The organism is Thiomonas sp. DCM-2 (assembly GCF_056820905.1).
In genome coordinates this window covers 3268921-3288580 of sequence record NZ_CM165962.1, presented here as the reverse complement: position 1 = coordinate 3288580, position 19660 = coordinate 3268921, and the positions used below count along the sequence as shown (strand labels likewise).

At 65.7% G+C, this 19660-nt stretch carries 19 protein-coding genes; 6 read left to right on the top strand and 13 right to left on the bottom strand.

Going from position 1 to position 19660, the window contains the following annotated elements:
- Positions 1-7 precede the first annotated feature (7 nt).
- The 4 genes from AC1ZQA_RS15895 to mnmG all read right to left on the bottom strand — a co-directional run bounded on the left by AC1ZQA_RS15895 (position 8) and on the right by mnmG (position 4070).
- Entirely contained in the window at positions 8-598 is a 591-nt protein-coding gene (locus AC1ZQA_RS15895; RefSeq protein WP_482677797.1) for an RBBP9/YdeN family alpha/beta hydrolase, read from the bottom strand.
- Positions 595-1368, bottom strand: coding sequence for a ParA family protein (locus tag AC1ZQA_RS15890; protein WP_482677796.1), 774 nt, complete (start codon positions 1366-1368; stop codon positions 595-597). The genes AC1ZQA_RS15895 and AC1ZQA_RS15890 overlap by 4 nt, the downstream gene beginning before the upstream one ends.
- Before the next feature lie 99 nt (positions 1369-1467).
- A complete protein-coding gene (rsmG, locus tag AC1ZQA_RS15885; protein WP_482677795.1) occupies positions 1468-2139 on the bottom strand; it encodes a 16S rRNA (guanine(527)-N(7))-methyltransferase RsmG in 672 nt (223 codons plus the stop codon).
- Positions 2136-4070, bottom strand: coding sequence for a tRNA uridine-5-carboxymethylaminomethyl(34) synthesis enzyme MnmG (mnmG, locus tag AC1ZQA_RS15880; RefSeq protein ID WP_482677794.1), 1935 nt, complete (start codon positions 4068-4070; stop codon positions 2136-2138). The genes rsmG and mnmG overlap by 4 nt, the downstream gene beginning before the upstream one ends.
- Before the next feature lie 121 nt (positions 4071-4191).
- On the opposite strand from mnmG, the gene AC1ZQA_RS15875 reads away from it, so the two are divergent.
- On the top strand, positions 4192-4863 hold the full coding sequence (locus AC1ZQA_RS15875) for a Crp/Fnr family transcriptional regulator (RefSeq protein ID WP_482677793.1): 672 nt from the start codon (positions 4192-4194) through the stop codon (positions 4861-4863).
- A gap of 97 nt (positions 4864-4960) precedes the next feature.
- On the top strand, positions 4961-5152 hold the full coding sequence (locus AC1ZQA_RS15870) for a YgaP family membrane protein (protein WP_482677792.1): 192 nt from the start codon (positions 4961-4963) through the stop codon (positions 5150-5152).
- Positions 5153-5220: 68 nt separating this feature from the next.
- Here AC1ZQA_RS15870 and AC1ZQA_RS15865 read toward each other — a convergent pair whose 3' ends face one another.
- From AC1ZQA_RS15865 to hemN, 3 genes are all read right to left on the bottom strand, one after another.
- Entirely contained in the window at positions 5221-5976 is a 756-nt protein-coding gene (locus AC1ZQA_RS15865) for a sulfite exporter TauE/SafE family protein (RefSeq protein ID WP_482677791.1), read from the bottom strand.
- Positions 5977-6245: 269 nt separating this feature from the next.
- Positions 6246-6869, bottom strand: a complete 624-nt coding sequence (locus AC1ZQA_RS15860; RefSeq protein ID WP_482677790.1) for a MarC family protein — start codon at positions 6867-6869, stop codon at positions 6246-6248.
- 59 nt (positions 6870-6928) lie between these two features.
- Positions 6929-8332 (bottom strand): oxygen-independent coproporphyrinogen III oxidase, encoded by a 1404-nt coding sequence (gene hemN / locus AC1ZQA_RS15855; protein WP_482677789.1) that lies wholly within the window; start codon positions 8330-8332, stop codon positions 6929-6931.
- Positions 8333-8519: 187 nt separating this feature from the next.
- Between hemN and AC1ZQA_RS15850 the strand changes: the two genes are divergently transcribed.
- Together AC1ZQA_RS15850 and AC1ZQA_RS15845 are read left to right on the top strand one after the other, a co-directional pair.
- A complete protein-coding gene (locus AC1ZQA_RS15850) occupies positions 8520-10415 on the top strand; it encodes a potassium transporter Kup (protein ID WP_482677788.1) in 1896 nt (631 codons plus the stop codon).
- Between the two features lie 139 nt (positions 10416-10554).
- On the top strand, positions 10555-11514 hold the full coding sequence (locus tag AC1ZQA_RS15845) for an AAA family ATPase (RefSeq protein WP_482677787.1): 960 nt from the start codon (positions 10555-10557) through the stop codon (positions 11512-11514).
- Between the two features lie 9 nt (positions 11515-11523).
- Here the strand turns inward: AC1ZQA_RS15845 and AC1ZQA_RS15840 are convergent, their stop codons facing one another.
- The 4 genes from AC1ZQA_RS15840 to AC1ZQA_RS15825 form a co-directional block, all read right to left on the bottom strand.
- Complete coding sequence (locus tag AC1ZQA_RS15840; protein ID WP_482677786.1) at positions 11524-12051, bottom strand: TlpA disulfide reductase family protein; 528 nt, start codon at positions 12049-12051, stop codon at positions 11524-11526.
- A gap of 11 nt (positions 12052-12062) precedes the next feature.
- Positions 12063-12575, bottom strand: a complete 513-nt coding sequence (locus AC1ZQA_RS15835; protein WP_482677785.1) for a copper chaperone PCu(A)C — start codon at positions 12573-12575, stop codon at positions 12063-12065.
- Positions 12576-12621: 46 nt separating this feature from the next.
- Positions 12622-13695 (bottom strand): transporter, encoded by a 1074-nt coding sequence (locus AC1ZQA_RS15830; protein ID WP_482677784.1) that lies wholly within the window; start codon positions 13693-13695, stop codon positions 12622-12624.
- A gap of 87 nt (positions 13696-13782) precedes the next feature.
- On the bottom strand, positions 13783-14187 hold the full coding sequence (locus AC1ZQA_RS15825; RefSeq protein ID WP_482679353.1) for a transcriptional regulator algP: 405 nt from the start codon (positions 14185-14187) through the stop codon (positions 13783-13785).
- A gap of 144 nt (positions 14188-14331) precedes the next feature.
- On the opposite strand from AC1ZQA_RS15825, the gene AC1ZQA_RS15820 reads away from it, so the two are divergent.
- Together AC1ZQA_RS15820 and AC1ZQA_RS15815 are read left to right on the top strand one after the other, a co-directional pair.
- Complete coding sequence (locus tag AC1ZQA_RS15820; protein ID WP_482677783.1) at positions 14332-15396, top strand: homocysteine S-methyltransferase family protein; 1065 nt, start codon at positions 14332-14334, stop codon at positions 15394-15396.
- A gap of 95 nt (positions 15397-15491) precedes the next feature.
- Entirely contained in the window at positions 15492-16073 is a 582-nt protein-coding gene (locus AC1ZQA_RS15815; RefSeq protein WP_482677782.1) for a hypothetical protein, read from the top strand.
- A gap of 24 nt (positions 16074-16097) precedes the next feature.
- On the opposite strand, the gene AC1ZQA_RS15810 is transcribed toward AC1ZQA_RS15815, so the two are convergent.
- Both AC1ZQA_RS15810 and AC1ZQA_RS15805 read right to left on the bottom strand, forming a co-directional pair.
- Positions 16098-17027 (bottom strand): transglutaminase family protein, encoded by a 930-nt coding sequence (locus tag AC1ZQA_RS15810; RefSeq protein ID WP_482677781.1) that lies wholly within the window; start codon positions 17025-17027, stop codon positions 16098-16100.
- Between the two features lie 20 nt (positions 17028-17047).
- Positions 17048-19627, bottom strand: a complete 2580-nt coding sequence (locus AC1ZQA_RS15805; RefSeq protein WP_482679352.1) for a circularly permuted type 2 ATP-grasp protein — start codon at positions 19625-19627, stop codon at positions 17048-17050.
- Positions 19628-19660 lie beyond the last annotated feature (33 nt).

Sequence of the window (19660 nt, the reverse complement as noted above, 5' to 3'; positions counted from 1 at the left end):
TGTTCGGTCAAACCGGAGGAGGGACGACATTGTGCCTGCTGCGCTGCAAGGCGGCCTGCAGCAAGGCCCGGCCCTGGGGCCAGTTTCCCAGGCCGGAGTCGGCGTTGATGTGGCCGAGCGCACCGAGTTCGATGCAGTCGGCCCCCCAGCCGCTGGCCAGACGTTGCGCGGCATCCAGGCTGCAATACGGATCATCCGCACTGGCCACGACGGTTGCGGCAAACGGCAATGCCTGTCCGGGCAGGGGCCGTCCCCAGGGCAGCAGGGCCGGGGGCAGATCGCGGCGCGCCAGATCAGGCGGGGCGACCAGCAGGGCACAGGCGACACGCTGGGCCTGTCTGCTGCTGTGTGCCCAGGCCGCCGCGAGGTGGCAGCCCAGACTGTGGCCAACCAGTGCAACCGGGCCGGGCTGGGCGAGGATGACATCTTCCAGCCGGGCGATCCAGTCCCCCCGGCGCGGGGTGACCCAATCGGCCTGCTCCACCAGTTCGTCGCCATGCAGGCTGTGCCAGCGCTGCTGCCAATGCCCGGGGCCGGAGCCCAGCCAGCCTGGCAGCAGCAGGATGCGTGCGGAAGCAGACGAGGGTTCTTGCGTCATGCGGGTACAGCCAGCCGATCCACCATTTCCTGCGCGAACTCGGTGAAGGCCTTGGCGCCACGGCTCGCGGGGTCGAACACCACGCCGGGCAGGCCGTAGCTGGGTGCCTCTGCCAGGCGGACATTGCGCGGAATGACGGTGTTGAACACCTTGTCGCCGAAATGGCCCTTGATCTGCTCGCTGACCTGCTGTTGCAGGGTGATGCGCGGATCGAACATCACCCGCAGCAGACCGATGATGCGCAGGTCGCGGTTGAGGTTGGCATGCACCTGCTTGATGGTGTTCACCAGATCGGACAGGCCTTCGAGCGCGAAGTATTCGCACTGCATCGGCACGATGACCCCGTGCGCTGCGCACAGGCCGTTGAGGGTGAGCAGGCCCAGGGCCGGCGGGCTGTCGATCAGAACGAAGTCGTAGTTGGAGGCGACGGTGGCGAGGGCCGACTTGAGACGCCGTTCGCGTTGCGGCTGGTCCACCAGTTCCACCTCGGCGCCGGCAAGCTCGCGGTTGGCGCCGACCACGTCGTAGCCCGCGGCGTCGCTGCGCTGGCGCGCCTGTTGCAGGGTGACCTGTTCGATCAACACCTCGTAGACCGAGGCGTTGAGGGTGTGTTTGTTGATGCCCGACCCCATGGTGGCGTTGCCTTGGGGGTCCATATCGACCAGCAGCACGCGCTGGCCGAGGCGCGACAGCGCTGCGGCCAGATTGACGCTGGTGGTGGTTTTTCCAACCCCACCCTTCTGATTTGCGATGCAAAAGATCTGCGCCAAGCGCGTTCTCCAGAAAGACGGATGTTTCACGTGAAACAGTGGCGGGCCGTGCCCAGCCAGGCCGTATTGTGCCGGAGGCCCGCGCAGCGCCGTCGTGGTTCAGTCAGAAGATTGCGTCTGCAGCCAGACCAGACAGCGCTGCGCACTCAGCCCCGGAACCTTCAGGATGTCGACTTGCGCCGAGATGCCGGGCGGAAGGGCGGCTATTTCATCCTGCGGAACCTGGCCCTTCATCGCGCACCAATGCCCCCCCGAGGCGAGCAGGTGGGCGGTGCTGCGAACCAGCAAGGCAAGATCGCTGAAGGCGCGGCTGGTGATGCAGTCAAATCCGGTGGCGTCCTGCAGAGTCTCGACCCGGGCATGATGTACCTGGGCGTTCTGCAGGCCCAGAGTGCCGCAGGTTTGTTGCAGGAAGGCGCATTTTTTCTGCACCGTGTCGACCAGATGGACCGTGGTCTCGGGAAGGCCGATGGCCAGGATGATGCCGGGCAGCCCACCGCCCGAGCCGACATCGAGAATGCGCTTCGGCGCGCGGCGCTGCAGCGCAGGCAGGGCCGCAAGGCAATCCGCCAGATGCAAACGGGCGATGCCTTCCACATCGCGCACGGCGGTGAGGTTGAACACGCGATTCCAGCGCTGCAGCAGGGCGGTGTAATCGAGCAGTTGCTGCTGTTGCCGTGCGTTGAACGCAAGGCCGAGGGTCTGCAGCGTGTGTTGCAGAAAATCCTCGACTGAAAACGCGGTTGCCGCGCGTGCTGCGGGCGCACTCACGCGGCGGCATCCTTTTCCAGACGCAGTGCCTGCTTGAGCACCCCTTTGCGCAGGTGAATCAACAGCAGGGAGACGGCGGCTGGCGTCATGCCCGACAGGCGCGAGGCCAGACCCAATGTTTCCGGGCGCGCTTGATTGAGCTTTTGCTGCACCTCGATCGACAGTCCGGTGACTTCGCGGTAATTGAGGTCAGCCGGCAGGCGCAGCGATTCATACTGCGCAGCGCGCGCCACTTCTTCCTGCTGCCGGTCGATGTAACCGGCGTACTTGATCTGAATCTCGACCTGCTCGCGCTCCGCGTCGGCCAATGGCGCGTCCGGCGCGAAGCCGGGGTGGGGGAACTGCGTCAGCGTGTCATAGCGCAATTCAGGGCGTCGCAGCAGATCGGCCAGGTTGTATTCCCGTTCGATGGGCTTGCCCAGCAGCGCCTGCGCCTGCTCGGGCGGCAGCGTTTGCGGCGTCACCCAGGTGGCGCGCAGGCGCTGGACTTCGCGCTCGATGGCGTCGCGCTTGCGGCAGAACGCATCCCAGCGCGCGTCGCTCACCACGCCGAGGCTGCGGCCGATTTCGGTCAGCCGCAGATCGGCGTTGTCTTCGCGCAGGCTGAGACGGTATTCGGCCCGGCTGGTGAACATGCGATACGGCTCGCTCACGCCCTTGGTCACCAGATCGTCGACCAGCACACCCAGGTAGGCTTGATCGCGTCGCGGACACCACGGCTCGCGGCCCTGGACCTGCAGCGCGGCGTTGATGCCAGCATGCAGGCCCTGTGCGGCGGCCTCTTCGTAACCTGTGGTGCCGTTGATCTGCCCGGCAAAGAACAATCCATCGATCGCCTTGGTTTCCAGCGAGGTCTTGAGGGCGGTCGGGTCGAAATAGTCGTATTCGATGGCATAGCCCGGGCGCAGCAGATGCGCGTTTTCCAGCCCGGGAATGGAGCGCACCATGTCGATCTGGACATCGAAGGGCAGGCTGGTGGAAATGCCGTTGGGGTAAAACTCATTGGTCTGCAGCCCCTCCGGCTCCAGAAAGACCTGATGCGACGCCTTGTCCGCGAAGCGGTGAATCTTGTCTTCGATGCTCGGACAATAGCGCGGCCCCACGCCCTCGATCACACCGGTGAACATCGGGCTGCGATCCAGTCCGGCGCGGATGATCTCGTGCGTGCGCTCGGTGGTGTGCGTGATCCAGCACGCCACCTGCGTGGGATGCTGATCGGGTGTGCCGAGAAAGCTGAACACCGGCATGGGGTTGAGGTCGCCCGGCTGCTCGATGAGCTTGGAAAAATCGATGGAACGGCCGTCAATGCGCGCCGGCGTGCCGGTTTTGAGGCGACCCTGCGGCAGCTGCAATGCCTTGAGTCGTGCGGACAGGCGCAGCGCGGGCGGATCGCCCGCGCGTCCTGCGGCGTAGTGGTCGAGGCCGATATGCACCTTGCCATCGAGAAAGGTGCCCGCAGTCAGCACTACGGTCCGGGTGCGAAAGCGAATGCCGGTCTGCGTGACGACCGCCGTGACCCGCTCGCCGGTGCCGGTGGGCTCGACCAGCAGGTCATCCGCAGCTTGCTGGAACAACCAGAGATTGGGTTGATTTTCCAGTCGCCCGCGGATGGCGCGCTTGTAGAGCTGCCGGTCGGCCTGCGCGCGTGTGGCGCGCACCGCTGGTCCCTTGCTGCCGTTGAGAATGCGAAACTGGATGCCGGCTTCGTCGGTGGCCTCGGCCATGGCGCCGCCGAGCGCGTCGATCTCCTTGACCAGATGCCCCTTGCCAATGCCGCCAATGGACGGATTGCAAGACATCTGGCCCAGAGTCTCGATATTGTGCGTGAGCAACAGGGTCGCGCATCCCATGCGCGCGGCGGCCAATGCCGCTTCCGTCCCGGCATGCCCGCCGCCGATGACAACGACATCAAAGTTACGGGGATAATCCACGTGTCTCTCCTCAATCGAGTCATTTTATGCGGGTTAACCCTGCGAAACCGGCTTGAGGGGCTTTGTTTCACGTGAAACATCGCCCGTCGCGTCCGCACCCACTCGCCGCCATCCATTGTCCATGCAAACACTGACTGACATCCAAACTCTTTACCCTGCACTCTCTGCGGTTCCGGCGGTCGAGCTGGATGCCGAGTGGTCGGCGGGCGGTGCAGTCATGCAAGTGCCGCGCGGTGCGCAGTTGTTTGCGCCCGGAGCAAGCTGTGGTGGCTTCCCGCTGGTGCTGGCAGGTGAGGCGCGGGTATTCCGCATGGCACCCTCGGGGCGGCAGCTGGAGATGTACCGCCTCACCCCGGGGGAGATTTGTCTGGTGTCGTCCGCCAGTCTGTTTTCAGGCGAGGCGCTGTCCGCGCACGCGGAAATGCAGACGGACGGCGCGCTGTGGATGATTCGTCCCGATCTCTTTGAAAGCTGGCTGCAGCGCGTTCCCGCGTTTCGGCAGTTCGTGCTCGGTCAGTTTGCCACGCGCATGGCCGACCTCACCGCGCTGATCGACGCGTTGGCCTTTCACCGTCTGGATCAGCGCCTGGCGCAGGCGCTGCTGGGGCAGGGGCCGCGTGTGTTGAGCACGCATCAACAGTTGGCAGACCGTCTGGGCACGGCGCGCGAAATGGTCACGCGCCTGCTCAAGCGCTTTGAGTCTGCGGGCTGGGTTGGGCTGTCCCGTGAAAAGATCGATATCCTGCAACCGGCCGTCCTGCGCCAGGTGGCGGCCGGAGAGATTGCAGGGTGATGCGGGGAGCCGTCAGGCTCCGCGTGTGACTGCGGTCACTGTGCAGTCACGGAAAAAGGTGTCCAATCGCAGCATTGTTTCTTTCCAGGAGTAGGCCATGAAATTCAATGTCGGTGGGATTGATCGCATTCTGCGCATCGTTGTGGGTATTGTTCTGATCGCCTTGACCCTGATGGGCACCATCGGCGTCTGGGGCTGGATCGGCGTTGTGCCCCTGTTCACGGGTCTGTTCAAGTTCTGCCCGCTGTATTCCATCATTGGCATGAACACCTGCCCGATGAAAAAGTAACTCCAGCCGTCGCTCGCTGGATGGCCTGGGCGCCGCTTGGCAACAAGCGGCGCCTTTTTCATGGGCGTTCAGAAAAACGCATCGTGGGCGGTTTTCAGAATCAAGGCCGCGACGACCAGCAAAAACATGCCACGCACGAAATGCGTGCCGCGGCGCAGGGCCAGCCGGGTTCCCAGCAGGCTGCCTGCGATATTGCACAGCGCGATCAGCGCCGCATACTGCCACATCACATGGCCCTTGCTGGCAAACACCAGCAGCGCGGCCAGATTGCAGGCGACGTTGACGACCTTGGCGCTGGCCGACGCATGCAAAAAATCAAAGCCAAATCCGCGCACGAACAGGAAGATCAGAAAGTTCCCCGTTCCCGGGCCGAAAAAGCCGTCGTAGAACCCGATCAACAAGCCGCCACCGAGGGCCAGGGCGCGCTCGGCAAGGCCGCTGAGGTGGGGCTTGTGGTGATGCCCCAGATCCTTGCGCTTGAGGGTATAGAGCAGGACGGCCAGCAAAATGAAGGGCAGGGCCTGGCGGAAGTCGCTCGATTTCACCTGGGTGATCAGCCAGGCGCCGCAAAGTGCGCCGATAAACGCCGCGAGGGTGGCCGGCAGAATGGTGGTCCATGGCGGCTGCACCCGGCGCACATACGACCACATCGACGCCGAGGTGCCCCAGATGGCACCGGCCTTGTTGGTGCCAAACAGGGTGGCGGGCGTGGTGTCGGGGAAGGCGGCGAACAGCGCAGGGACGAGAACCAGACCACCGCCGCCCACGATGGCATCCACAAAACCGGCGAACAGCGCGGCCAGGCCGAGCAGAATCAATTCCATGGAAAACCTGCGGGGTGGTGGAGAGCAGAACCAGAAAAGCAAATAAAAAGGCGCCGGAACGGATGTTCGCGACGCCTCGGGGTGCTGCCCGGTGAGCCAGCTTGGGCAGCGAGTCTGTAGTGTAAAGACCGGACATGCCGGTTTTTCGTCTCCTCAGTCCCTCTGATCGGGGTGCACGGGAGGGTATCCCGAGCAACTGGAAACATTGTTCAAATTTTGTGCGCGACACGCACTAGGGGGAACCCTGAGCGCACTGAAATGGAGCAGACCTAGCGCCCCAGGCCCGGAAACAGCTTGAGCAGGCCGTCACTCATCATCTCGACGGACAACGCGGAGAGAATCAGACCCATCAGTCGCGTCATCACGTTGATGCCGGTTTTGCCCAGAAAACGTGCAATCGGTTCTGCCGCCAGAAAACTCAGCGCCGCCGCACCGGCAATGACCACGCCGTAGCCAATCAGCACCGCGTGTTGCCACCAGTGATGGGTGTTGCTGGCGTAGATGATGACCGTACTGATGGTGGCCGGGCCGGTGAGCAGCGGGATGGTCAGCGGCACCACGGCCACGCTGGCGCGATCGGCGGCCTCTTCCACTTCATCGCTGGTGGATTTGGTTGCGCCGGTCTTGGCGTTGAGCATGCTGATCGCGGAAATCAGCAGCAACATGCCGCCACCGACCTGGAATGACGGTATGGAGATGCCGAAAAAGTGCAGCAGATCGGCGCCGACCAGGGTGCTGATGGCAATGACCAGAAATGCCGAGATCGAACTGACCAGGATGGTCTTTTTTTTCTGTTCCTTGGAGAAACTCTCGGTGAACAAAATGAAAAACGGGATGATGCCCAGAGGGTTGACGATCGCGAGCAACGCGATCAGAGGCTTGACCAGATTCATCGGGGCGTGAAGGAAGGGGGCGTGGCCTCCATTATCGGCGGGCCGTGCCCCCGGGCCGATCAGATCACCCTGGAGTAGCGCGGCTGCAGCAGTTGCTCGCGGGGCTGGTGCAGATAGCCGTCGAACTGCATGGCCACCACCCGCACCAGCAGACGGCCTTGCGGCGTGACATGCACATGCAGTCCCTCTGCGCCCTCGCGGGTCACCAGACCGGCTTCTTCCAGTGGATTGAGACGCTGCAGATCGGCGGCGAAGGTTGCCTTCGCATCCACGCCGTACTCCGCCGACAGGGCGTTCAGGTCCAGGTGGAAATCGCACATCAGCCGCTGGATGGCCGCGCGCCGCAGATGGTCTTCCGGGGTGAGATGCACGCCGCGCGCAGTGGGCAGCTTGTCGAACGCCAGCATCTCGGTGTATTCGTCAATGGTCTTGGCGTTTTGCGCGTAGCAATTGCCCACGTTCGAAATGCTGGACACGCCAAAGGCCAGCAGATCGAGCTCGGCCTGGGTGGAGTAGCCCTGGAAGTTGCGGTGCAGCTTGCCCGCGCGTTGGGCGCGGGCGAGTTCGTCGTCCGGCTTGGCGAAATGATCCATGCCGATGTAGACGTAACCCGCCTCCTCCAGCCGCCGGATGGCCAGTCCCAGCAGGCCGAGCTTGACCTCGGGGCTGGGCAGGTCTTCGGGGTTGATGCGGCGCTGCGGCTTGAAGATGTGCGGCAGGTGGGCATAGCTGTAGAGCGACAGGCGATCCGGAGACAGCGCCAGAACCTGATCGAGGGTGCGGCCAAACGATTCGAGGTTCTGGAACGGCAGGCCGTAGATCAGGTCCAGGCTGATGGACGAGAAGCCATTGGCACGCGCGGCGTCGATCACCAGCCGGGTTTCTTCCACGCTCTGGATGCGGTTGACCGCCTGCTGCACCTCGGGGGCGAAGTCCTGCACGCCCACGCTCATGCGGTTGAAGCCAAGCCGTCCGAGATGCGCAACCCGCCTCTCGTCGACCTTGCGCGGATCGATCTCGATGGAAAATTCGCCACCCGGCTGCAGATCGAAGTGCGCGCGCGTCATGTCCATCAGCCGCGCGGCTTCGTCGTCATTCAGGAAGGTGGGGGTGCCGCCGCCCCAGTGCAGTTGGGTGGCCGGCAGGCGGGTCTGCAGAATGCTGGCGATCAGGCCCAGCTCTTTCTCGACGCTGTCGAGGTACGGGGCCGACCGCGCGTGATTCTTGGTGGGAATCTTGTTGCAGCCGCAGTAGTAGCACAGGGTCTCGCAGAACGGAATGTGGAAATACAGCGACACCGGCTCGCCAGGGCGCTGTGCGCGGCGGCGCAGTTCTTCGGCGTAGTCCCTGGAGCCAAACCCGGAGTGCATGCGGTCGGCAGTGGGGTAGGAGGTGTAGCGCGGGCCGGAGATGTCGAAACGCTGGAGCAGCTCGGGCTGGAAGTCGAGAGATTGATTCATCATAATGAATGAATGTTTGCGCAAAGCAGGACACAGGGTTTTGATCTGCGGCAAGGGATGGCGCCGGTGCAGTGCAATTGCTGCAGCGCAAAACCAACAGCCCGAACGGCCCGGCCGCGCTGCGCGGATGGAATGGACTATTCTGCGACGCGCATTCCTCAGCGCGCGGGCGCGGCTCCGCACACTCCTCATGCAGACTGACTCTTCCTCCTCGTCTGAACACAAGGCCGCCATGGCCGCGCTCAGCCTCGGCGCGCTGGGCGTGGTGTATGGCGACATCGGCACCAGTCCGCTCTATGCGTTTCAGACGGCGTTCAGCCCCGATCACGGCGTGCCCTACAGCCCGGACAACATTCTGGGCGTGCTGTCGCTGATCTTCTGGGCGCTGACCCTGATCGTGCTGATCAAGTATGTGCTGCTGGTGCTGCGTGCCGACAACGACGGAGAAGGCGGCATTCTGGCGCTGATGGCGCTGGTGATGCGACGCTACGCCAAGGGCACGCGCGGCCGTACTGCGGCCATCACCCTCGGGCTGATCGGGGCGTCGATGTTCTACGGCGACAGCGTCATCACCCCGGCCATTTCGGTGCTGTCGGCCATCGAAGGCATCAGCGTGGCCACGCCGATTTTCAATGACTGGATCGTGCCCATCACGGCCGGCATTCTGGTGGGGCTGTTCGTGGTGCAAAAGCACGGCACGGCGCTGGTCGGGCGGTTTTTCGGCCCCATCATGCTGCTGTGGTTCACCGCCATCGGCCTGCTTGGACTGGCGCAGGTGGTGCAGAATCCCACCGTGCTGCTGGCGATCAACCCGTATTACGGCGCCGAACTGTTCGCGCGCGAACCCGGCGTGGCGCTCATTCTGCTGGGCGCGGTGTTCCTGGTGCTGACCGGCGGCGAGGCGCTGTATGCCGACATGGGGCACTTCGGCCGCAAGCCCATCCAGTTGGCGTGGATTTTCCTGGTCATGCCCGGGCTGGTGCTCAACTACTTTGGTCAAGGCGCGCTGGTGCTCGCCCATCCCGAGGCGACCAAAAACCCGTTCTTCTATCTGGCGCCGCAATGGGCGCTGTGGCCGCTGCTGTTGCTGGCGACTGCCGCCACCATCATCGCATCGCAGGCGGTCATCACCGGCGCCTACTCGATCACCACCCAGGCGATCAAGCTCGGCTACCTGCCGCGCATGCGGGTGCTGTTCACCAACGAGGAAAACCAGGGCCAGATCTATGTGCCGTTCATCAACTGGCTGCTGCTGATCTTCGTCATCCTGCTGGTGCTGAGTTTCAAGACCGCCGAGAACCTCGCTGCGGCCTATGGCATCGCGGTGAACATCACCATGATCGTCACCACCGCGTTCATCTGGATGATTGCGCAGCACCGCTGGGGCTGGAGTGCGACCAAGGCCAATGTCGTGTTCGGCCTGTTCGCGCTGATCGATCTGGCGTTTCTGTCGTCCAACGCGCTCAAGATCGACCACGGCGGCTGGTTTCCGCTGCTGTTCGGCGCGGTGATCTACACCTTGCTGGCCACCTGGAAGCGCGGCCGCACCCTGCTGCGCCGCCAGCTCGAGGAACATGCGCTGAATCTGCAGGACTTCGTCTCCAGCCTGTCCACCTACCCACCCACGCGGGTGGAGGGCACGGCCATCTACCTCACCCCCAGTGCCACCACGGTGCCGCATGCGCTGCTGCACAACCTCAAGCACAACAAGGTGCTGCACGAACGGGTGTTCTTCCTCTCGGCGCAGACCATGGACGTGCCGCATGTGCCGCCCGAGCAGGGGCTCAAGCTCACGCCGATGGAAGAAGGCATCTACCTGCTGCATGTCGAACTGGGCTTTCAGGACGAGCCCGACATCCAGCGCCTGCTCAAGGAGTGTGAGCGGCTGTATGGCCTGGAATTCCAGTTGATGGAAACCTCGTTTTTCCTCGCGCGGCAGACCATCATCCCGTCCAAGCTGCCCGGCATGGCGCTGTGGCGCGAGGTGCTGTTCTCGTGGATGAGCCGCAACGCGCAGGACGCGTCCGACTACTTCCGCATCCCGCCCAACCGCGTGGTGGAGCTGGGCACGCAGGTCGAAATCTGAGTGATTGCGCAGTTTTTCACGCTCCGACCCTTTGGGTGATGGGGCGCATGGTTTGCTCTCTTGAACCGCAGCCGGTTTGTGCCGATGATGCAGGCATGGTTGATGCTTGTTTCGATCAACCTGCTTTGAGGAGAACCCCATGCTTGCCGTTGCCGCCTACAAAACCGTGTTCGACGTCAGCGCCGTGGAGCGCAAGCTCCAGGCGATGGGCCCCGATGCCAACGAGACGCTGCGCGGCACCTACCAGCGCATGCTCGCCACAGGTGGCGAGCGGCTGGCGATCAAGCCGCAGGACGCGCCGCAGGTGGAACAGCTCTGTGCCGAACTGCCCAATTTCGGCGCGCCGCTGCGCGACATCCAGCGCAGCGTGGCGCTGTGCGCCGACAGCCGCGATCCGGTGGAAATCATGCCCATGCTGCTGCTGGGCGACCCGGGCATCGGCAAGACACACTTTGCCCGGCGGGTGTCGGCGCTGCTGGGCACTACCTGCGCGGTGGCGCCGATGAATGCGCTCACCGCCGGGTGGATTCTGTCGGGCGCGTCGTCGCAGTGGAAAAACGCACGTCCGGGCAAGGTGTTCGACACGCTGGTGGGCGGCGAATATGCCAACCCCGTGCTGGTGATCGACGAGATCGACAAGGCCGCGGGACATGCGCAGTACGACCCGCTGGGCGCGCTCTACAGCCTGCTCGAGGCGGACACCGCACGCGCCTTCACCGACGAGTTCGCCGAGGTGCCGATCGACTGCAGCAGCGTGATCTGGATCGCGACCGCCAACGACGCCAGCCAGATTCCCGAGCCGATTCTCAACCGGCTCAATGTGTACGACATCCCCCCGCCGGATGCCGAGGGCACGCGGAAGATCGCCAGCACCCTGTACCGCGAGATCCGCAGCAGCCATGACTGGGGCGCGGCGTTTCCCGAGGAGCCGGGCGACGCCGTGCTCGACGGGCTGCAGCATTGCAAGCCGCGTGAGCTGCGCCGCCTGCTGCTCAATGCCTTCGGCGCGGCCAAGCTCGATGGTCGCACCGAGCTGGCCGCCAAGGACTTCGATTTCGAGCGTCTGCGGCGTCAGTCCCGCATCGGCTTCATGCACTGAGGCGCAAGCTCAGGCGAGCAGCGGCCCGATCACGCGCTGCAGCCGCTCTTGCGTCCACGCCGGATGCGGGTCGTTCCAGCCGTTGTCGGCCAGGCGACCGGCGCGGTCGATCACGAAGCTCACCGGAATGCGCCAGATGCGGCCATAGGCACCGAACCACGGGCTGGGCAGCAGACCAACGGGAAAGGACAGGGTCTCGGCCACGGCGCGCACCTGCGCCATTCGGTCGGCCCCATCCAGACAGAAGCCCAGCACCCGCAGGCCCTGCGCCGCATGCGCGGCGGCGTAGCGCGAGAGCAGGGGAAGCTCCTCCCGGCAGGGGTCGCACCAGGTTGCCCAGAAGGTGAGGATGACGACCTGTCCGCGCATGTCGGCCGTGGACAGGGTCCGCCCGTCCAGGGTGTGCAGCACTGCGGTCGGTGCGGGCTGGCCGATGGTCAAGCCATCCGCCCACGCAGCCTGCATTCGCCAGCCGAGGGCGCTCAGGCCGAGCAGGCCACTCCGCTGCAGCAGCGCGCGTCGGGACAAACCGGTCATGGCCTTGCAGCTCAGTGCTTCATGCCGTGCATGTGGTCCATGTCCATGCCCTTCATGTCGCCGGGGCCGGTGGCGGTGGGCTTGCGCACCTCGAACTCGGTGGTCACCGACTGGCCGTCCGAGAATTTCAGCGTGACGGGCACCTTCTGTCCCGGCTCGATGCCCGGCTTGGGCTGCATGAGCATGATGTGATAGTCGCCCGGGGTGAAGGCCATGCTCTTGTGCGGCGCGATGGCGATGGCGTCGACATGCACCATGTTCGACATGCCGTTCTTGTTCATCGTCTGGTGCAGCATGACCATGCCGTATTTCGGGCTGGACGCGCCGATCAGCTTGACCTCCTTGTCGGTGTCGTTGGTGACCTTGGCATAGCCACCGGCCGGCAGGTTGGACGGCAGCCAGCGGATCCAGGCATCCGTCACCTGAATGCCTGCAGCAAGGGCAGAGCCGAGCAGCCCCAGGCTGAGCACGCCTGCGGCGAGGCCGCGCAGTGCGGTGCGAGAAAGAGAAGAACTTGAACGCATGGTGAACTCCAGTGGAGACGAAGCGGATGAGGAAACAAATGAGAGCTTAAAACGCCGTACTGATTCCCAGGCTGGCTGTCCAGCGCGGGAAGAGTTGATCGCCGTCGAGCTGGCTGTAGACCGGCAACTGCACGAATCCATACGCCTGCCAGCCCTTGGCCACCGTGACCGACAGGCCGGGGCTGAGGTAGGCCACGGTGCCTGCGGTATCGGCGGTGTCGGCCAGCGCGCCCTGGTCGTGGCTTTTGTGCGTGAGGTTGACCTGCAGCTGCGGCACCCAGTCGGGGTGCGCTTCATAGCGCAAGCCAAAGCTCAGGCTGGCGAGGTTGCCCGGGCGGTAGTCTGCGCCGGGCGCGTTCAGCCGGTGCGCGACGGCGGCCTGGAATTGGCCGTTGACGAAGGCATCGAAGTTCTGGCTGATCGGCTGATAGGCATAGGCGCCCACGATCAGGTCGGTGCTGCCTGTTCCCGGCTGCAGGCTGGTGTCGAGCAGATTGCCCGGTGAGGGCTGCTGTGCGTTGGGCCCGCGGCTGAACGCCACAGGGTTGCGCCCGACCACCCCGGTGCCGTCGGCGTTCGGGCCGCCGTAGCGCCCGGTGGGCAGCTTCACGCCGAGCTGAAACCCGAGGTTGTGCGTCGGCAGCAGCCCCTGCCAGGCGGCGATGAACTTGACATCGCCCAGGCTGGAGACCGTCGCGCCGCTGAGGTTGTCCGGGGTGAGCTGATCCGGCGTGGCCGCGCCGTATGTGGTGTGGCTGCGGTCGATGTACGGGATTTGGAGGTTGAAATTCCAGTCCGGGCTGGGGCTGTAACCGATGCCCAGCGTGAGGTAGCGGTTGATGGTGTCGTGCTCGACCTCCTGGCCGGCATCCGGGTTGAGCGCGGCGACGCCGGCCGCCGAGACCGCGTGCGTGCCGCTGCGCAGCTGGTTCTGGTTGATGAAGTCATATTGCAGGTTCACCCGCCAGCCCGGGGCGGCGGAATAACCCATTGCCGCGTCGGTGCTCAGGCTGCAGCCGCAGGTGGCGCAGGCCTGCGCGGTAAGAGGAAGGGCGAGGGCGCTGGCGCCGCAGGCAAGGGCCAGCAGCGTGCGCGTGGTGGGGCGCAAAAAAGGGCGCATGAAGAGTGCTCCAGTCGGTTCACATCGCCCGCGGACGCGGGCAGGGGACAGCGCCGCGTTGAACGCAGCGGCTGCGGTTGGAACGGATCAGGAGATCTGCGGCGGCGCGCGGGGTTGTTGCGGGCGTTGCCGCAGCGAGGCAGCGCGGGGTGCTGCGGGCTCGGGTAAGTCTGGCTGCGCGGTATGCACGGCGAGCGCCACCGTCGCAGTGGGTGCCGCAGGCAGGGCCCACTGCGACCCGGTGGCATTCAGCGCGGCAGCGGGGTTGAGCAACACCTGCAGATGGTGCGCATGGTCGCGCGCGGCATCGGTGGGCCTTGCCGCAGCATGTGCGGCGGGCGCCGCGCTGGTGGTGCAATACGGCAACGTCACCCATTGCGCCGCTGGCTGCTGCGCCCAGGCCAGGGGCTGCAGCGCCAATGCCAAGACCACCAGCCAGATCAGGCGGGCGGAGGACGGCAACGAGGCAAACTGGCGAAAGGTGGCACGCATCACGGCGCGATCTTAACGGCGCGCAAGCACATTGCGTTGCAACAAAACGTGACCCTGCGGGTTGTGGTAGCAGAAGGTGCGGTCGCTCGGCAACGCAGGCGCGCAGCGCGACAGCCACGGGCGGTTTGCCTCTACCATGCCGGGATGGTCACCATTCATCCTCCCGAACAACGGCCCTACACCCGCGCCGCGCAGCTGCCCGCACTGCTGAAGCAGCGCATCGTGATCCTCGACGGTGCCATGGGCACCATGATCCAGCGCTTCAAGCTCAGCGAGGCGCAGTACCGCGGCGAGCGCTTCAAGGACTGGCCGCGCGACGTCAAGGGCAACAACGAACTGCTCAGCCTGACCCAGCCGCAGATCATCCGCGACATTCACGAGGGCTATCTGGCCGCGGGCGCCGACCTCATCGAGACCAACACCTTCGGCGCGACCACCGTGGCGCAGGACGATTACGGCATGGCCGAGCTGGTCGACGAGATGAACGAGACCTCGGCCCGGCTGGCGCGCGCCGCCTGCGACAAGTTCAGCACCCCGGACAAGCCGCGCTTTGTCGCCGGCGCGCTGGGCCCCACGCCCAAGACCGCGAGCATCAGCCCGGACGTGAACGACCCCGGCGCGCGCAATGTCGATTTCGAGACCTTGCGCGTCGCCTATGGGCAGCAGACGCGGGCACTGATTCGTGGCGGTGCCGATGTGATTCTGGTGGAAACCATTTTCGACACCCTCAACGCCAAGGCCGCGCTGTTCGCCGTGGACGAGGTGTTCGAGGAGACCGGCGAGCGCCTGCCCATCATCATCAGCGGCACGGTCACCGACGCCTCCGGGCGCATTCTGTCTGGCCAGACGGTCACCGCGTTCTGGTCCAGCGTGCGGCATGCGCAGCCGCTGGCCGTGGGCCTGAACTGCGCGCTGGGCGCAGCGCTGATGCGGCCGTACCTGCAGGAACTGGCCAAGGCCGCGCCCGACACCTTCATCAGTTGCTACCCCAACGCCGGGCTGCCCAACCCGATGAGCGACACCGGCTTCGACGAAACGCCAGACGTGACCTCGCGGCTGCTGCACGAGTTTGCCGCCGAGGGCCTGGTCAACATCGTCGGCGGTTGCTGCGGCACCACGCCGGAGCACATCGCCGCGATCAACGCCGCAGTGCAAGGCGAGGCGCCGCGCGGCACCCGGCGTGCCGGGTTCTACGCGGACACGGACTGATCCCCTTCAGGTGCGCGGATTTTTCGGCGCCCACAGCGGCAGGCTGAGCGCGCGGGCAGAATCTTGCCACCATTCAACCCGTCCAGGAGACCACGATGAATCTGCCCGACATCCGCCTCGGCGACCGCTGGGTGTATGTGACCCGCACGCAGGAAGAAATCGACCGCGGTGACCCGGGCCTGATCATGGCCAACGAGGTGACGCACATCGGGCCGAACGGCGAAGTGCATGTGCAGGTGCAGCGCACCAACAAGGCCGGTTCGCCCGCGCTGAAGAACATCTACTCAAACCAGTTCGACCTGCTGTCGCGCGAGATCGTGCCGGGCGAGGCCATCCAGTACAGCCCGGCATTTCCGCAGTTCGTGTTTCCGCTGAGCGTGGGCAAGAACTGGAAGGACGTGGTCACGCAAAGCCAGCCCGAATGGGAGCTGCACACCAAGCTGGGCGTGAGCGTGAGCGTGGAGGCCGAGCAGACCGTCACCGTGCCCGCCGGGACGTTTCACGCCTACCGCCTGCAGGGCCACTACACCGCAGCGCAGGCAACCGTGATGACCCATTACTGGTATGCGCCCGCCGCAGGCCGTGCGGTCAAGGGCATTGAAGACACCCTGTCGATCAACGGCGTGCGCACCCGGCTGATCTATGAACTGCAGTCGCTCAATCGGCTGCGAACCTGAACAGCCCTGATGCAGCGGCGGCGGTCAGTCTGCGCGCACTGCGCTGACATGCACGCCGACCTTGAGGGTGTGTTCGCCGCCACCGCGGATGACGCCGCGCAGCGGCGACACATCGGCGAAATCGCGGCCCATCGCGATGCGCACATAGTCGGCCGCGGGCTGGCGGTTGTTGGTCGGGTCGAATTCCACCCAGCCGTTGACCGGACACCAGACCGCCACCCAGGCGTGCGAGGCGTCGGCGCCGACGAGTTGTTCCTCTCCGGCCCGGGGGTGTGAGCGCAGATAGCCGCTGATGTAGCGCGCGGCCAGTCCCAGGCTGCGCAGCGCGGAAATCATCACATGGGCGTAGTCCTGGCAGACCCCGGCGCGCAGCTCCAGCGCCTGCGGGGCGCGGGTCTGCACCTCGGTGCTGTCGGGGTTGTAGGTGAAGTCGGCGTGGATGCGGTGCATCAGGTCGAGTGCGCCATCCAGCAGCGGCCGTCCGGCGGGAAAGCTGGGTTGGGCGTAGGTGGCTGCAGCGGCGAACAGTGGAGAGAAATGCGTGCCGAAGGTGTACTGGGCCTCGGCCACATAGGGCTTGCCCGCACGGTAGAGCAGTTGTTCGCGCACAGTGTCCCACGCGGGGCTGGCCGACCAGTCGGCGGCGCGCGGCGTGCGAACCCGCACCAGGCTGACCGCGCGCACGCTCAGGGTGTCGTGCGGGCTGTAGTAGGCGAAGAATTCGCGCTGGTTGCCGAACACGTCGACATCGCTGTGGCGATGCTCCGGCTCGGGATGCATCTCGCACACGTAGTCGAGCCGTTCCTGCGCCGCATGGTCGAGCGGGCACAGGTGCGCAAGGTGGTGCGCCAGCTCCACCGGGGTGGCGTAGGCGTAGGCGGTTTCGTGCACCACGCGGTAGAGCACATCGTCGGACGCAGGTGGCGCAGGGGCGTCGGTTGAGGGGATGTTCATGGGGTGCAGAGGCGGGGCGCTCAATAGCCGCCCAGGGTGCGGTCGGGGGCGTTGGCATGGGCGAAGTAGCGGCGGCTGATCTCGTCGGACAGCCGCCAGGCGCCGTCGATGGCCTGGGTGAGGGTGAGATCCAGCCAGTTGTAGTGGGATTCGTTGGTATGGGTGCACAGCTCGGGCAGGTGCCAGTCGTCCGGATCGGGGGCGAGCGCGAGCAGCGCGGCCTTGTCCTCGGCGCTGGCTGGCAGCTTGGCCATGCGCGCCCGCAGGGTCTGCGCCACCCAGCCCAGGGCGCGGGGGTTTTCGCGGTCGAGCATCAGCAGGTCGAGCAGGGGCGGAATTTCCAGCCGCTTCTGGTAGAGCGCGCGGTAGGTGATGGTGCTGTCGAACAGCGCCAGCAGCAGGTTGAAGCCGCTGTCGCTGTGCACCGCGCCACTGCGGAAGGCCACGATGAGCGCGTCGCCAAGCAGCAGCAGACGCTCGATGTGACGGCCGATGCTCAGCAGCCGCCAGCCGTCGTCGCGGGTCATGCGGTCGGTCTGCGCGCCGGTGATGGCGCTGAGCACCTCGGTGAGTTGCTCCAGCCCGCGCAGCGCCTGGGTGGATTGCAGTTCCTCGCGCCGCGCACTCGCAGGCAGGAGTTCGAGCGCGGTGGCCGAGGCGATCCACTGCCGGTGATCGCCGCCCAGCCGCTCGCGCACCTGCGCGGCGGCGTTGCCCAGCGCCTGCAGGTTCTGCACGATGCCGCCCTGATGCGGCCCGGGCGTCAGGCCGCGCACGATGCAGCGCTCGAAGCCCTGCGCGTTGTCGCTGAGTTCGGGCGCGTCCTGCGCGATCAGGCCGGTGCTGCGGCACCATTGGTCGAGCATGTCGCGCACGGCCGGGCCCATGTCGTCGTCGCCCGACAGCGCCCGCAGGGTGATGCGCGCCAGCCGCGCGCTGAATTCGGCGCGCTCGCAGTAGCGGCCCAGCCAGTACAGATTTTCTGCCGCGCGGCTGGTGACCACGCGGTGGTGGTTGACCAGGTCTTGCGGGCGCATGGGCGCGGGCAGCAGGGTGGAGTCGTCCACCGCGTCGCCGGTGATGATCCAGGCGTCCTGGCTGCTGCCGCCGCGCTGCATCGACACCGTGTTGCCGCCGCGCGGCGCGGTGCGCACCAGCCCGCCGGGCAGCACCCGCCAGCCGCCCTGGCCGTCGGAAATGGCATAGACCCGCAGCATGGCCGCACGGGCGGCGAGGCGGTCATTGCTCCACACCGGCACATGCGGCAGGGGTTGATACTGCTGCAGCGTGACCAGTGCCGGGTTGGACTGCACCCGCTCGCGCCACGGCGGCAGCTGGCCGAAGTCCAGGCTGGACATCACCGTGGGCTCGAAGCCGCAATCGGCATGCACCGGCTTGACCACCCAGTTGCGCAGATCGTCCAGCGGCTTGTCGCAGACCCCCGGCTCGCCGCACCACCAGGTGGGCAGCGAAGGCAGCTTGAGCGGTTCGCCCAGCAGGGTTTGGCACAGCTTGGGCAAGAAGCCCTGCACCGCGGTCGATTCGAGAAAGCCCGCGCCCAGCGCGTTGGCCATGAGCACGTTGCCCGCGCGTACCGCCTGCAGCAGCCCGGCCACGCCCAGCATCGAGTCGGGGCGCAGCTCCAGCGGGTCGCAGAAGCTGTCGTCCAGCCGCCGCAGGATCACGTGCACCGGCTCCAGACCGCGCAGGGTCTTGAGGAACAGCCGGTCTGCGCGCACCGTGAGGTCGCTGCCCTCGGCCAGGGTGATGCCCAGATACCGCGCCAGATACACCTGCTCGAAATACGTCTCGCTGTACGGGCCGGGGGTGAGCAGCACCACGCGGCTTCCCACGCCGCCGGGCGACAGCCGCAGCAAGGTGTCCATCAGCAGCCGGTAGCTGGCGGCCAGACGCTGCACCTTGAGCTGGCTGAACGCCTCCGGGAACAGGCGGGAGATGAGGATGCGGTTTTCCAGCAGATAGCCCAGGCCGGACGGCGCCTGCACCCGCTGGTTGACCACGCGCCAGACGCCGTCTGGCCCCCGCGCCAGATCGAAGGCGGCAATGTGCAGCCAGATCTTGCCCGGCGGCGCGTGGCCGTGCACCGCGCGCAGGTAGCCCGGGTGACCCTGCACCAGCGCGGGCGGCAGCAAGCCTTCCTTGAGGGTGCGCTGCGGCCCCGTGTAAATGTCGGCCAGGATGGTGTTGAGCAGCGCGGCACGCTGCGCAACTCCGGTTGAAATCTGCTTCCAGGAGGCGGAATCGACCAGCAGCGGGAACAGATCGACCGACCAGGCCCGCACCGCCTGCGCGGCGTCGGCATGGACGTTGTAGGTCACGCCGTCGTCGTGAATCTGCTGCAGCAACTGCTGCTGGCGGGTGCTCAGGCTGTCGAAGCCGCCTGGGCCGAGCAGGCGAAAGAACTGATCCCACAACGGGGCCAGCGGCGCACCTGCCAGGCCGTCGGACACACTGCCACGCAATTCATCCCAATGTCCGGGGATGACCGGGGCCGCCAGGTCACGGGCGAGCGCGGCGCAGTCGTCGCCCGCATTGGACTGGCCCTGCGATTGTGATGGAGATTGGAACAGGCTGACCATATGGCATTGTGGCATGCGGGGGAGGCCAGCGCA

Bases quoted from the DNA above. Each gene is read 5' to 3' on its own strand.
- AC1ZQA_RS15895 (WP_482677797.1), bottom strand. From the start codon at position 598: ATGACGCAAGAACCCTCGTCTGCTTCCGCACGCATCCTGCTGCTGCCA.
- AC1ZQA_RS15875 (WP_482677793.1), top strand. From the start codon at position 4,192: ATGCAAACACTGACTGACATCCAAACTCTTTACCCTGCACTCTCTGCG.
- AC1ZQA_RS15870 (WP_482677792.1), top strand. From the start codon at position 4,961: ATGAAATTCAATGTCGGTGGGATTGATCGCATTCTGCGCATCGTTGTG.
- AC1ZQA_RS15865 (WP_482677791.1), bottom strand. From the start codon at position 5,976: ATGGAATTGATTCTGCTCGGCCTGGCCGCGCTGTTCGCCGGTTTTGTG.
- AC1ZQA_RS15860 (WP_482677790.1), bottom strand. From the start codon at position 6,869: ATGAATCTGGTCAAGCCTCTGATCGCGTTGCTCGCGATCGTCAACCCT.
- hemN (WP_482677789.1), bottom strand. From the start codon at position 8,332: ATGATGAATCAATCTCTCGACTTCCAGCCCGAGCTGCTCCAGCGTTTC.
- AC1ZQA_RS15850 (WP_482677788.1), top strand. From the start codon at position 8,520: ATGCAGACTGACTCTTCCTCCTCGTCTGAACACAAGGCCGCCATGGCC.
- AC1ZQA_RS15845 (WP_482677787.1), top strand. From the start codon at position 10,555: ATGCTTGCCGTTGCCGCCTACAAAACCGTGTTCGACGTCAGCGCCGTG.
- AC1ZQA_RS15840 (WP_482677786.1), bottom strand. From the start codon at position 12,051: ATGACCGGTTTGTCCCGACGCGCGCTGCTGCAGCGGAGTGGCCTGCTC.
- AC1ZQA_RS15835 (WP_482677785.1), bottom strand. From the start codon at position 12,575: ATGCGTTCAAGTTCTTCTCTTTCTCGCACCGCACTGCGCGGCCTCGCC.
- AC1ZQA_RS15830 (WP_482677784.1), bottom strand. From the start codon at position 13,695: ATGCGCCCTTTTTTGCGCCCCACCACGCGCACGCTGCTGGCCCTTGCC.
- AC1ZQA_RS15825 (WP_482679353.1), bottom strand. From the start codon at position 14,187: ATGCGTGCCACCTTTCGCCAGTTTGCCTCGTTGCCGTCCTCCGCCCGC.
- AC1ZQA_RS15820 (WP_482677783.1), top strand. From the start codon at position 14,332: ATGGTCACCATTCATCCTCCCGAACAACGGCCCTACACCCGCGCCGCG.
- AC1ZQA_RS15815 (WP_482677782.1), top strand. From the start codon at position 15,492: ATGAATCTGCCCGACATCCGCCTCGGCGACCGCTGGGTGTATGTGACC.
- AC1ZQA_RS15810 (WP_482677781.1), bottom strand. From the start codon at position 17,027: ATGAACATCCCCTCAACCGACGCCCCTGCGCCACCTGCGTCCGACGAT.
- AC1ZQA_RS15805 (WP_482679352.1), bottom strand. From the start codon at position 19,627: ATGGTCAGCCTGTTCCAATCTCCATCACAATCGCAGGGCCAGTCCAAT.